At 62.2% G+C, this 12445-nt stretch carries 8 protein-coding genes; 7 read left to right on the top strand and 1 reads right to left on the bottom strand.

Annotated features, from left to right (window positions below; translation table 11 throughout):
* Nucleotides 1–389: 389 nt before the first annotated feature.
* The 3 genes from katG to D0T11_RS09255 all read left to right on the top strand — a co-directional run bounded on the left by katG (nucleotide 390) and on the right by D0T11_RS09255 (nucleotide 4595).
* Nucleotides 390–2603: a catalase/peroxidase HPI gene (gene katG / locus D0T11_RS09245; RefSeq protein ID WP_119655512.1), complete on the top strand. Its 2214-nt coding sequence runs from the start codon at nucleotides 390–392 to the stop codon at nucleotides 2601–2603.
* A 547-nt stretch (nucleotides 2604–3150) separates the two neighbouring features.
* Nucleotides 3151–3717, top strand: coding sequence for a hypothetical protein (locus D0T11_RS09250; protein ID WP_119655501.1), 567 nt, complete (start codon nucleotides 3151–3153; stop codon nucleotides 3715–3717).
* A gap of 452 nt (nucleotides 3718–4169) precedes the next feature.
* Nucleotides 4170–4595 (top strand): hypothetical protein, encoded by a 426-nt coding sequence (locus D0T11_RS09255; RefSeq protein ID WP_119655502.1) that lies wholly within the window; start codon nucleotides 4170–4172, stop codon nucleotides 4593–4595.
* 238 nt (nucleotides 4596–4833) lie between these two features.
* On the opposite strand, the gene D0T11_RS09260 is transcribed toward D0T11_RS09255, so the two are convergent.
* Nucleotides 4834–5460: a hypothetical protein gene (locus D0T11_RS09260; RefSeq protein ID WP_119655503.1), complete on the bottom strand. Its 627-nt coding sequence runs from the start codon at nucleotides 5458–5460 to the stop codon at nucleotides 4834–4836.
* Between the two features lie 405 nt (nucleotides 5461–5865).
* Between D0T11_RS09260 and D0T11_RS09265 the strand changes: the two genes are divergently transcribed.
* From D0T11_RS09265 to D0T11_RS09280, 4 genes are all read left to right on the top strand, one after another.
* On the top strand, nucleotides 5866–7212 hold the full coding sequence (locus D0T11_RS09265; RefSeq protein WP_119655504.1) for a type IX secretion system plug protein: 1347 nt from the start codon (nucleotides 5866–5868) through the stop codon (nucleotides 7210–7212).
* A 401-nt stretch (nucleotides 7213–7613) separates the two neighbouring features.
* Nucleotides 7614–8921 carry a cation:proton antiporter gene (locus tag D0T11_RS09270; protein WP_119655505.1) on the top strand — a complete coding sequence of 436 codons (1308 nt, stop codon included), beginning with the start codon at nucleotides 7614–7616 and terminating at the stop codon, nucleotides 8919–8921.
* Nucleotides 8922–9024: 103 nt separating this feature from the next.
* Nucleotides 9025–10482 carry a M48 family metalloprotease gene (locus D0T11_RS09275; RefSeq protein WP_119655506.1) on the top strand — a complete coding sequence of 486 codons (1458 nt, stop codon included), beginning with the start codon at nucleotides 9025–9027 and terminating at the stop codon, nucleotides 10480–10482.
* Between the two features lie 164 nt (nucleotides 10483–10646).
* Nucleotides 10647–12074 carry a M48 family metalloprotease gene (locus D0T11_RS09280; RefSeq protein ID WP_119655513.1) on the top strand — a complete coding sequence of 476 codons (1428 nt, stop codon included), beginning with the start codon at nucleotides 10647–10649 and terminating at the stop codon, nucleotides 12072–12074.
* Nucleotides 12075–12445 lie beyond the last annotated feature (371 nt).

The following is a 12445-nucleotide window of genomic DNA, read 5'->3' on the forward strand; positions in this document are numbered from 1 at the left end:
AAGTGAAGAGGATAGTAGGCCGCGTAGTTTACAGTATTGGCAACGCCATCACACCACAGCCGAGTCCTCAAGTATACACCGTTTCAGTCGAAACCGCGCGCTTCCAGTGACGCTACGGCTTCCCGGACCCAATAGGGTGCGGTCGTGCAGGGAGAGCGAGAGGAGGCCCGAATCTTTCCAGATAAGAATGATTCCTATCTATGAAGTGTTGCCTACCTTTGCAAACGGCAGCCAGCAACGCCCGTAGCGGCTTCTCAAGACGCTGCGCTGGCTAACTGACACCGGCCGCAACGCCGGCCCTACCACCGACTTTTCCACTTATCAACCTCATCACTATGGCTCACGAGCAAGAGGGGCGCGCCCCCGAAAACAACACCACCGAGTACTTCATGAACGATACCTCCGTGGCCAAATGCCCCTTCGCGGGCGGCTCGACCACGCAGGCGGCCGGCGGCGGCACCCGCAACCGCGACTGGTGGCCCAACCAGCTCCGGCTTAACATCCTGCGCCAGCAGTCGAATCTCTCCAACCCCATGGGCGAGAACTTCAACTATGCCGAGGAGTTCAAGAAGCTCGATTTGCCGGCCGTCAAGCAGGATTTGTTCGCCTTGATGACCACCTCCCAGGACTGGTGGCCGGCCGACTACGGTCATTACGGCCCGTTCTTTATCCGCATGGCCTGGCACTCGGCCGGCACCTACCGCATCGCCGACGGCCGCGGCGGCGCCGGCTCGGGTATGCAGCGCTTCGCCCCCCTCAACAGCTGGCCCGACAACGCCAACCTCGACAAGGCCCGCCTGCTGCTCTGGCCCATCAAGCAGAAATACGGCGAGCAGATTTCCTGGGCCGACCTCATGATTCTGGCCGGCAACTGCGCCCTCGAATCAATGGGCCTGCCCACCTTCGGCTTTGCCGGGGGCCGGGCCGATGTGTGGGAGCCGCTGGACGAAATTTACTGGGGCTCGGAGCGCGAGTGGCTGGGTGGCGATAAGCGCTACAGCGGCGACCGCCAACTCGAAAACCCGCTGGCGGCCGTGCAGATGGGCCTCATCTACGTGAACCCCGAAGGCCCCAACGGCAACCCCGACCCGCTCGGCTCGGCCCGCGACATCCGCGAAACTTTCGGCCGCATGGCCATGAACGACGAGGAAACCGTGGCCCTGATTGCCGGCGGCCACACGTTCGGCAAAACCCACGGCGCGGCCGACCCCGCCAAGTACATCGAGCACGAGCCGGCTGCCGCCGGTATTGCCGAGCAGGGCAAGGGCTGGCTGAACTCCTTTGGTAAGGGCCATTCCGAAGACACCATCACCAGCGGCCTCGAAGGCGCCTGGACGTCCACGCCCGCCCAGTGGAGCAACGACTACTTCAAGTACCTGTTCGAATACGAGTGGGAGCTGACCACCAGCCCCGCCGGGGCCAAGCAATGGAAGCCCAAGGGCAACGCCGGTGCCGGCCTGATTCCGGATGCCCACGACCCGGCCAAGCGGCACGCCCCGTTCATGCTCACCTCGGACATCGCCCTGCGCGAAGACCCGATTTACGAGAAGATTTCGCGCCGTTTCCACGAGAACCCCGCTGAGTTTGCCGACGCCTTCTCACGCGCCTGGTTCAAGCTCACCCACCGCGACATGGGTCCCATCGAGCGTTACCTCGGCCCCGAGGTGCCCGCCGAGCAGCTACTCTGGCAGGACCCGGTGCCCACCGCCGATTACGCGCCGATTGACGAAACCGACGTAGCCAAGCTTAAAGGCCTGCTGCTGGCTTCGGCCGTATCGGTGTCGCAGCTCGTGCGCACGGCCTGGGCTTCGGCTTCCACGTTCCGTGGCTCCGACAAGCGCGGCGGGGCCAACGGTGCCCGCCTGCGCCTGGCTCCCCAGAAGTACTGGGAGGTGAACAACGCCGCCGAGCTGAGCACGGTGCTCGACACGCTGGAAAGCATCCGGCAGGAGTTCAACGAGGGCCAGACCGGCGGTAAGCGCGTATCGCTGGCCGACCTGATCGTGCTGGGCGGCAACGCCGGCATCGAGGAGGCCGCCCGCCAGGCGGGCCACGAGGGTGTGCAGGTGCCCTTCCGGGCCGGCCGCACCGACGCTACTCCCGAGCAAACCGACGTGCAGTCGTTTGCCGCCCTGGAGCCCCACGCCGATGGTTTCCGCAACTACCTCAAGCCCGGCCACGAGGCCTCGCCGGAGGCCATGCTCATCGACCGGGCTCAGCTGCTGACGCTGACCGCCCCCGAAATGACCGTGCTCATCGGCGGCCTGCGCGTGCTCGATACCAACTTCGACTCCTCGCAGAACGGCGTGTTCACCGACCGCCCCGGCCAGCTCAGCAACGACTACTTCGTGAACCTGCTCGACATGGGCACCACCTGGAAAGCCACCAGCAAGGAAGACCAGCTCTTCGAGGGCCGCGACCGGAAAACGGGCGCAGTCAAATGGACCGGTACCCGCGTCGACCTCATCTTCGGCTCGAACTCGGAGCTGCGCGGCATTGCCGAAGTCTACGGTACCCACCAGGCCGAGCCCAAGTTCGTGCGCGACTTCGTAGCCGCCTGGACCAAAGTGATGGACGCCGACCGCTTCGATCTGCACCGGTAGAACGTTTGCGTTGTAGTTTGGAAAAAGGGTGGTCCGGCAACGGGCCACCCTTTTCTGTTGAAGTTGCAGAACGACTGTAGCGCTGTCCTCCGGTTCGCGCTACGGCCCGAAACCATCCTTTCGCACTGCATGCGCAACGATGCGCTTACTTCCTTTCCTGAGTTTTTGCCTGCCGCTGGGCACGCCCATCACCGACCCCAACGCCGCCCACCGGCCTGCCCCACCCCGCCCAGGCCGGTGGGGGCGGGCCTCTCTCAACGGTTGCTGGCCCATGGCAAAGCCAGGCCCCAGGTGCCGGGTGCCGTGGCCGCCCGCCCGCTACAACAGGCCAGGGCCTTGCTCGCCCACGAACACGATTTCGATCCTGATTTTCATCGTAAACGTGCTTTGTACCCGCTCATGCTGAACATGGCCTTGTGCTTACTTGCAGGCCCTTCAACCGTCAGCTCGGCGGTACCGCGCCAGCCAGCTAGGGGGGTATGGGACAAAGTAGGTATGGGACAAATATATTTGTCCCATACCTACTTTGTCCCATACCCCCCTCTGCATGCGTAACATCACCCGACCCCGCGCTGGCTTGTTGCCAGCCCTGCGCCGCTACCTGGACCTCTCCCAAACTGACCTGGCCCGCCTGCTGGGCATGTATCGGGTGCGGGTGGCCGAGGTGGAGGCCGGCACCCGCTTCCTGACCGTGGAAGCCCGCGATGCGCTGAACAGCCTGCTGGCGGCCCTGCCCCTGGCTACGCGGCAGGCCCTGGCCGTAGCTCCCGCCGAGGCCCTGCCGCCGTCTCCGCCGCTGGTGCTGGCCCCCCCCGAACCCCTGCCGCGTCCGCTGGTCCGCCGCCGCCACCTGGCCACCCAGGAGCTGGGGCGGGTACTGGCAACGCTGGCCCCGCTCGAAGCCCGCCGCCTGGCCGGCACCGCCCGCCTGGCCCTGCTCGCGGACCCGGCCTGTCCGCCCGCTTTGGCCCAGGATGCGCTGTTTGCTGCCCAGGCCCGCCTATGGGTCGGCCCCACCGCCGAGGCCACCCGCCGCCTGTTGCTGGCCCGCGCCGCCGGCCTGCGGGCCGAGCTGGCCGCCCTGGCCGCGCCCCCCGCCGAAGCCGGCAGCTGATGGCCGGCAGCTGATGGCCGGCAGCTGATGGCCGGCAGCTGATGGCCGGCAGCTGATGGCCGGCAGCTGATGGCCGGCAGCTGATGGCCGGCCGGATACGCGCCCACACGGAAGGGCGGTTTCGGGGAGCAGGCGGAGTGAAAGCCCCACCCCCTACCGGTTCTGGGCCACGGGGGGAGGCAGGCTACCGGAACAGCTGGCCCCCGGAACCGACTGCCTCCGGGGGCCAGCCCCGTACGCTCCGGCGGTTTCGCGTTGCCCCGCCCCAGGAAGCCAGGGGCCGGGCCGGGGTAGGGGAGGGCACCGCTCCGGTGCGCGCGCTGGGCCGCTGCTGCCATAACCGGAATAATATCAGGCGCATAGGATACAATATTCTCGGTGGGGCTGTCGTTCAGGTGGTTGTCGGCGGGTGCCGGCGGAGTTTCTTCCTTTCCTTATTTCCCCTATTTCCTATGAACGTGCCCACCTTTGATTTCTCGGCCCTGACGACCCGGGCCGCCTGCGACAAGGCCCTCGTGCCCACCCGTCGCCTTCAGAACCGCCTCGAAAAAGACGAGGTGGTCCTCGGCTTCAACGAGGAGGAAGGCGAGATTCGCGCCGGCATTGCCCAGCAGCAGTTTGCCCGCGCCGACCGCAGCCTGCAAAACGTGAACGAAGCCCTGACCGAGTTGCCGGCCGGCCCTTCCACCGAGCGCGAAAAGCTCGAAGCGGAACAGGCGACGCTGGTGGCCCGCAAGAAAAACCTGGCCCTGCAAGGGGCCTCCGGCGACCAAAGCTCCCTCCAGGACCTGGCCGAAGCCCGCAACGCCGCCGAACTGGAAATGGTCAGCGGCTACCTCACCCAACTCGAAGCCCACCGCCTCACCCTGCCCGCCTAGCCGGAGTAGGCCCGCACCCTCCGCCCGCTGTGGTTCGCGCCGAGGGTAACAGGTGCTGCTACTAAAGGAAACGCCCCGTAACGAATTCGTTGCGGGGCGTTTTTGGTAGGAGGGCGGTAACGGTTTGGCTTTAGGAGAAGCGGGAGGATTTTGTGCTGTTGTTAATGCTGTTTTACTTGTTTTAGACCGAAGACATTGACGCTTGCTTCCTTATAACGATGCTTTTTTAGAATGATTTTTACTTGATAATTTGAACTCGTCCTGAATATTTCGCCCACAAAGGTTTTTTGGTTCCATGATAATCCATGTATCCATCACATGCGTACACGGCGTGTGCTGGTGACCATGCTATTAGTCCACAAAGTTTGCCGCCAGTAAATCTTTTGTGTTGCACAAACTGTTTTCCTTTCTTGAAGCCTAAATATTTGCAGACATCACCTGCAAACGCTCCATATTCTAAATCATCAAGCGCTTCTTTATATGTAGTATATTTCTCTTTATCTTGTTTATGTTTTGCCATGACAGCATAAGTTAATAATGCATATTTAACTATATCTCGACTATATTGATTGTTTTGGATAATTTTAAATCCAGCAGATGTATCAGCTAAAGCTAGCTCAGATTTAGGCAATATTACTTGTGATTTATCCTTCAGTGTTATTTTTATTGTATCTGTATTGTCACTATTTATTGTGAAGAGATTATTTAATCCATATACTTCTAAGGATGCTTTTATTAGCGCAATTGAAGCGCAATTTGTTCGTTCACCTTGTCTAAAAGAGTTAAACAATTTTTCGGAACTAACTTGCCCGAAGTTGTCTAATGACAAACAGAGCAGCGATAAAATTAAGATCATCTGTTTCATAAAAGAGTTGCTTGATTTTAAGTTGATGCTACTATTGCTGTTGCGGCAACCGGCAACAGTGATTCAGTCTTGCTTATGCAGCAGTTTCGTGAATGGGATGCCTGAGCGGCTGTAGAGACGCATCTTTGCGTCTCGTCGCCCGCGCCGTTCGGCTAGCTTCGTTCAACGAGGAGACGCAAAGATGCGTCTCTACAGCCGACCAGGTACGCCGTTCACGAAACCGCTACAGATACCGAGGCTATCAGGAGAGGATGCCAGGCCGATGCTTTGGTTCAAACGGCTACCGTGGCAGGCGTTACCGGCTCTGGTTTGAGATGAAGCTCCAGTACAGCAGCAATATATATAGATTATTGAATTTTACAAACAGCAACTGACGAATGGCTGCATCGCGTTACATTCGCAACTATGCGCCTACTTCCTGTTCTGACCCTACTCTCCCTAACCACCGCCTGCGTACCGCTGGGTACGCCCATCACCGACCCCAACGCGGCCCGCCGGCCCGCCACGCCCGGCCAAGTGGGGGCCGAATATTACGCCGATAAGAAGCTCCGCTACGAAGACTATATCTACGACGCCAACGTGCGCACCGTGCAGTGCTACGTGCCCACGGGCCAGGCGGCGGAGGTGTTCAACCCGCCGGTGGTGCCGCTCAGCCAGGGCCAGCCCGTCACGCTGGAGTTTGATGTGCTGGGCGGTACGGGCCAGCGCCTCACGGCCAAGCTCATCCACTGCGACCTGAACTGGCAGCCCTCGGTGCTCACGGACATGCAGTTTCTGAGCGAAATCAACGAGCAGAACATTACTACGTACCGGGCCTCGGTGAGCACCAAAGTGCCCTACTTCCACTACACGGTGCGCATGCCCCGGGTGAAGCTCTCGGGCAACTACCTGTGGGTGGTGCAGGGGGCGGGCGGCACCCCGCTCATCAGCCGGCGGGTGCTCGTGTTCGAGGAGGGCGGCGTGCAGGTGAGCATGAAGCAGGGCATTCCGGTGGCCGGCCAGGAGCGCTACACCTTGCAGCAGATTGACTTCGGGATTCGCTACAACATGGCCCTCGTGAACCCGGCCCAGGAGGTGAAGGTGGTGCTGCGCCAGAACTTCCGCTGGGACAACGCCCACTACAACCTGCGGCCCACCTTCGTGCGCGACGCCGAGCAACAGCTCGACTACCAGTATTTCAACTTCGAAAATGCCTTTCCCGGTCTGAGCGAGTTCCGCTACTTCGACCTGCGTACCTTCCGCTCGTTGGGCATCGGGGTGGCCAAAATCGACCCCGAAGCCACGCCCCGCGCGGCCGTGCTCCAACCCGAAGCCACCCGCGCCGACCAGCGCTACACCCAGTACGACGACATTAACGGCCAGCGCGTGCTGGAAAGCCGCGAGTTCGTGGGCGACCCGGGCACCAACCCCGACTATTTCGACGTCACGTTTCAGCTCCGGGCCGAAGCTCCCGCCGCCGGCCCCGTCTACGTGCTCGGGGCGCTGTCGGACTGGCAGCTGCGTGACGAGTTCAAGCTGACCTACGACGCCGCCAACCAGGTATACCGGGGCCACGCGCTGCTCAAGCAGGGCTACTACAACTACTACTACGCCACCCAAACGCCCACTGGAGCCAACAGTCTGCCCTGGGAAGGCAGCCACCAGGAAACCGAAAACCAGTATGATTTGCTGGTATACTACCGCCCGCCCGGCACCCGCACCGACCTGCTCATCGGCTACCAGCGCCTGGATGTGAACCGCCGCCGCCCGTAGAAGAAGCCTGTCATTCTTCTCGCCGCTTGATGCGCGGCATGTCGGAATGACAATGGGCGGGGCAGGAAGTTGAACCACCGAACGTCATTCTGAGCGGAGCCGAAGCATCTCGCGGGCTCAGGTTTTCGAACTAACCCTGGCATCAGAGGTTACTACTGCCCGCGAGATGCTTCGGCTCCGCTCAGAATGACGTTCTTTTTGCTTCGCTACTCACTGCTGTTACGCAGTAGCCGTTGAAGCATTCGTTGCTCGTTTTTCGGGGCTGATTCGCCTTCAGTAACCAATTAGTCCCGAAAAACGAGCAACGAGCACCGAAAAACGACCTGCGTAACAGCAGCTACCGGAAGCGACCTGCGTAACAGCAGTTACTCAAACCGTAATACCCCCGGCTCTTCATTTTCATGTCCCTTTACAACATCATCCTCGTCGTGCTCGGCGTGTCGATTCTGGGCGTGGCCTGGCTGCCGTCGCTGCTCAAGAAATACGCGCTTTCTTACCCCATTTTCTTCGTGGGCCTGGGCCTGGGCCTGTTCAGCCTGCCGCTGGGCCTGCCCGACCCCGATCCGGTGGAGTTCTCCTCCTTCGCCATTCACCTGACCGAAATCTGCGTGACGGTGGCCCTGACCGGCACCGGCCTCAAGATTGACCGGCGGTTTTCGCTTAAAGCCTGGCGCATTCCGCTGGTGCTGGTGCTGGGCCTGATGCTGGTAACCATCGGCAGCTTCGTGGGCCTGGCCTGGGGCGTGTTCGGGCTGCCGCTGGCCGCCGCCGTGCTGCTGGCCGCCACCCTGGCGCCCACCGACCCCGTGCTGGCCGGCGACGTGCAGGTGGGCGAGCCCGGCGAAGGCCGCGAAGACAACGTGCGCTTCGCCCTGACTGGCGAGGCCGGCCTCAACGACGGGCTGGCCTTCCCGTTTGTGTACCTGGCGCTGGCCTTGCTGCCCATTGCCCAGGAAAGCCTGGGCCAGCGGCTCTGGCACTGGGCCTGGATGGATGTGGGCTACCGCACGGCCCTGGGCGTGCTGGGCGGCTGGCTGGCCGGGCGGGGCCTTTCCTACCTGATTTTCGACTTGCCCCACCGCATCCGCATCAAGCCCAGCGCCTACGGGTTCGTGGCCCTGGCCGTGACGCTGACGGCCTACGGCCTCACCGAGCTGGTGCACGGCTACGGGTTTCTGGCCGTGTTTGTGGCCGCCACCACCCTGCGCCGCCACGAGCGCAGCCACGAGTACCAGAATGAGATGCACGATTTCACCGACCAGCTGGAGCGGCTGCTGATTGTGGTGATTCTGATCCTGTTCGGCGGGGCCATTGCCTGGGGCCTGTTTGACCACCTGAGCTGGACCGGCGTGGCACTGGGGCTGCTGCTGGTGCTGGTGCTGCGGCCGCTGGGCGGCATGCTCACGCTGGCGGGCAGCCAGCTGGCCTGGCAGGAGCGGCTGGTGATTTCGTTTTTCGGCATCCGGGGCATCGGCTCGTTTTTCTACCTGGCCTTTGCCCTCGATGCCCGCCACTTCGCCGACGGCCGCGGGCTGTGGGCCACTACCGGCTTCACGGTGCTCCTTTCCATTATTCTGCACGGGGTGCTGGCTACGCCCGTCATGAACTGGCTCGACCGCCAGCAGGGCCGCCCCACGGCCGAAGAAGAGGATGAGCAGGAGCAGGGCGAAGAGCCGGAAACCGAGGCGTCAGCGGAGCGGTCGGCGTAGCGGTTGGGCAAGGGGGCTGGGCAAGGGGGCTGTGGGCGGCCTCAGCCAACGCCGGGAGCGAAATTGCGTTGGAAGGGATATTCTCTCACCTGATCCTCCTCCCATGACCTCACGTTTTCTCCTCTCCGCCCTTACCGCCTCACTACTTTTATCCGGCTGCGCCACCAACCCCGTGACGGGCAAGCGCGAAGTTATGCTGGTTTCCAAAGGCCAGGAGCTGGCTATGGGGCAGCAGTCGGACCCGGCCGTAACGGCCCAGTTCGGTCTCTACCCCGATCAGAAAATCCAGGCGTTTATCAACGACAAGGGCAAGCAGATGGGGGCCATTTCCCACCGTCCCGACCTTGCCTACCAGTTCCGGGTTGTTGATTCGCCGGTGATTAATGCCTTTGCCATTCCTGGCGGCTACGTGTATTTCACGCGCGGCATCATGGCCCACTTCAACAACGAGGCGCAGTTTGCGGGCGTACTGGGCCACGAAATCGGCCACGTCACGGCCCGGCACTCGGCCAAGCAGCAAACCAACGCCATTATCGGGCAGGTGGGGCTGATGGGGGCCATGATTGCCTCGCCCCGGCTGGCCCAGTTCGGCGAGCAGGCCATGCAGGGCATGCAGCTGCTCTTTCTCAAGTTCGGGCGCGATGACGAAAGCCAGTCGGACGAACTGGGGGTGGAGTATTCGAGCAAAATCGGGTACGATGCCAACGAAATGGCCGACTTCTTCCAGACCCTCCAACGCCAGCAGCAGCAGAGCGGGGCCGAACCCATCCCGGACTTCCTCAGCACCCACCCCAACCCCGCCGACCGCTACGCCCGCGTGCACCAGCTGGCCGCGCAGTGGCAGCAAAGCAACGGCAAGCCCAAGCTGGCCGTCAACCGCGACCAGTATCTGCGCCTGATTGATGGCATCACCTACGGCGAGGACCCGCGCCAGGGCTTCGTGGAGAACAACGCCTTTTACCACCCCGAGCTGAAATTCCAGTTTCCGGTGCCCCAGGGCTGGAAGCACCAGAACTCGCCCCAGCAGTTCCAGATGGCCGACCCCGCCGGTAAGGCCCTGATGATGCTGATGCTGGCCCCCGGCGCCACGCCCGAGGAGGCCGCCCAGGCCCTGGCCAAGCAGTTCAGCCTGCAAGTAGTGGAGTCGCGCAAGCTCACGGTGCACGGCTTTCCGGCCGTGGCCTTCGTGGCCGACCAGGTGCAGCAGGACCAGCAGACGGGCCAGCAGGTGGCGGGCGTACGGGTGCTGAGCTACCTGATTCAGGATGGCAAAACGATGTACGCCCTCATCGGGGCTGCTGCCCCGGCCGATTTCGCCGGCTATGCGCCCGTGTTCACCAGCACCATGGAGGGCTTCCAGCGCCTCACCGAGGCCAATAAGCTCAACCGCCAGCCCGAACACGTACGCATCCGCACTGCCAAAGCCGGCCAGACCCTGGCCCAGAACCTGACCGCCAACGGCGTGCCTGCCAAGCGCCACGAGGAAATGGCCATTCTCAACGGCATGCAGCTCAGCGACAAGCTCGGCCGGGGCCTGCTGTTTAAAGTGGTGGGAAAGTAGAAGTGGCGAGATATTTGGTTTCCAGGACCGGAACGGGGGGCGGCGCATGGKGCCGCCCCCCCCCCGTTTTTTGCCCGACCTGCTCACTGGCCAGCCCACTAGCGTAACCTTTCTACGGTCGAGGTGCGTTGAGAGCCTGTTCCCACTCCTTGTTGCTGCAATTCATGAAAACTGCCTATTTCACCTCCTCGTTGCGTCATGCGGCTCTGCTGCTGTTGTTACCGCTGGCCGGTTCCACCGCCTTCCGTACGCCGCCGCCGGCCAAGGAGCCCGACCCGCAGGTAATTGCCCAATTCGGGTTGCTCAACAACCCGGCCCTCCAGAAATTCATCGACCAGAAAGGCCAGCAGATGGCCGCCGTGTCCAGCCGGGCCGACTTCGGTTACCAGTTCACCATCGTCGATTCGCCGGTGATTAACGCCTTTGCCGCCCCCGATGGTAACGTGTACTTTACGCGCGGCATCATGGCCAATTTCAACGATGAGGCCCAGTTCGCGGGCGTGCTGGGCCACGAGTTGGGCCACATCACGGCCCGCCACGGCGAAAAGCAGCAAACCCGCTCCACGCTGGCCAGCGGGGCGCTGCTGCTGGGCTCCATCCTCTCGAAGCGGGTGGCCTCGCTGGCCCAGCCGCTTTCCCAGGGCGTGGGGCTGGTGTTCCTCAAGTACGGCCGCGACGATGAGCGCCAGGCCGACGAGCTGGGCGTGGCCTACTCCAGCAAAATCGGGTACGACGCCTCCCACATGGCCGATTTCTTCCTCACCCTCCAGCGCGAGGAGCAGGCCAGCGGCGCGGGTGGCACACCTACCTTCCTAAGTAGCCACCCTAACTCGGCCGACCGCTACAGCACCGTGAAAAAGCTGGCCGCCCAGGCCAAGCAGCAGCAGGGCGGCCGCGCCCTCACCGTGAACCGCAACGGCTATCTGCGCCTGATCGAGGGCCTGCCCTACGGCGACGACCCGCGCCAGGGCTTCGTGGAAAGCGGCGTGTTCTACCACCCCGAGCTGAAATTCCAGTTTCCGGTGCCCCAGGGCTGGAAGCATCAGAATTCGCCCCAGCAGTTTCAGATGGCCGAGCCCAACGGCAAAGCCGTCCAGATTCTGACGCTGGCCCCCGGCAACTCGGCCCAGGAAGCGGCGCAGGCGCTGGCCAAGGAGCTCAGCCTGAACTCGCCCCAGGCCACCCGCACCACCGTCAACGGCCTGCCCGCCGTGGTGGTGCAGGGCGACCAGGTGGGCCAGGACCAGCAGGGCCGCCAGGGCGTGCAGGCCAGCACGCTCTCCTACATCATCCAGGACGGTAAAACACTTTACGCCCTCATCGGCCTCTGCGGCCCCGGTACGCTCAACAGCTACGGCCCCACGTTCCAGCGCACCGCCCAGGGCTTCCGCCGCCTCACCGATGCCAACAAGCTCAACCGCCAGTCGGAGAAAATCCGCATCCGCACCGCCAAAGCCGGCCAGACGCTGGCCCAGGCCCTGGCCGCCAACGGCGTTTCCTCCCGGCGCTACGAAGAACTGGCCATCCTCAACGGCATGAAAACCACCGACAAACTCAGCGCCGGTACGCTGTTTAAGGTGGTGGGGAAATAAAAGAACTTACCCTATGATAGGTAGAAGCTAGGCCCGATTTTTTCGAGGCCTAGCTTTTTTATGCAAAGCTGTATAGCCGATTCGGTATAGATTATCCAAACGTCATCTCCCATCGGCAGCCGCGGAGTGAAGTCTTTTTCTGCGTAGAAATTGGCTACTCCTAGAACTGAGTCATTAAAATGAAGCACTAGCATGTGTGGTTCATTATGATAAGTATCGAAGGTGTACTCTACCCTACTAAATATTGCGGCATAAAACGGGGCAGTCCGACCTTTGGGGTTCCTACACCATCCAAACCCGTTCTGCCCCGTGAAGCAATGCCTCAGCGCCAAACTTACTACGCTTTTGCGACAGGTGCCGTTTGTGCGCCA

It is taken from the genome of Hymenobacter rubripertinctus, from assembly GCF_003583925.1.
Classification (GTDB): Bacteria; Bacteroidota; Bacteroidia; order Cytophagales; family Hymenobacteraceae; genus Hymenobacter; species Hymenobacter rubripertinctus.

Bases quoted from the DNA above. Each gene is read 5' to 3' on its own strand.
- katG (WP_119655512.1), top strand. From the start codon at position 390: ATGAACGATACCTCCGTGGCCAAATGCCCCTTCGCGGGCGGCTCGACC.
- D0T11_RS09255 (WP_119655502.1), top strand. From the start codon at position 4,170: ATGAACGTGCCCACCTTTGATTTCTCGGCCCTGACGACCCGGGCCGCC.
- D0T11_RS09275 (WP_119655506.1), top strand. From the start codon at position 9,025: ATGACCTCACGTTTTCTCCTCTCCGCCCTTACCGCCTCACTACTTTTA.
- D0T11_RS09260 (WP_119655503.1), bottom strand. From the start codon at position 5,460: ATGAAACAGATGATCTTAATTTTATCGCTGCTCTGTTTGTCATTAGAC.
- D0T11_RS09280 (WP_119655513.1), top strand. From the start codon at position 10,647: ATGAAAACTGCCTATTTCACCTCCTCGTTGCGTCATGCGGCTCTGCTG.
- D0T11_RS09270 (WP_119655505.1), top strand. From the start codon at position 7,614: ATGTCCCTTTACAACATCATCCTCGTCGTGCTCGGCGTGTCGATTCTG.
- D0T11_RS09250 (WP_119655501.1), top strand. From the start codon at position 3,151: ATGCGTAACATCACCCGACCCCGCGCTGGCTTGTTGCCAGCCCTGCGC.
- D0T11_RS09265 (WP_119655504.1), top strand. From the start codon at position 5,866: ATGCGCCTACTTCCTGTTCTGACCCTACTCTCCCTAACCACCGCCTGC.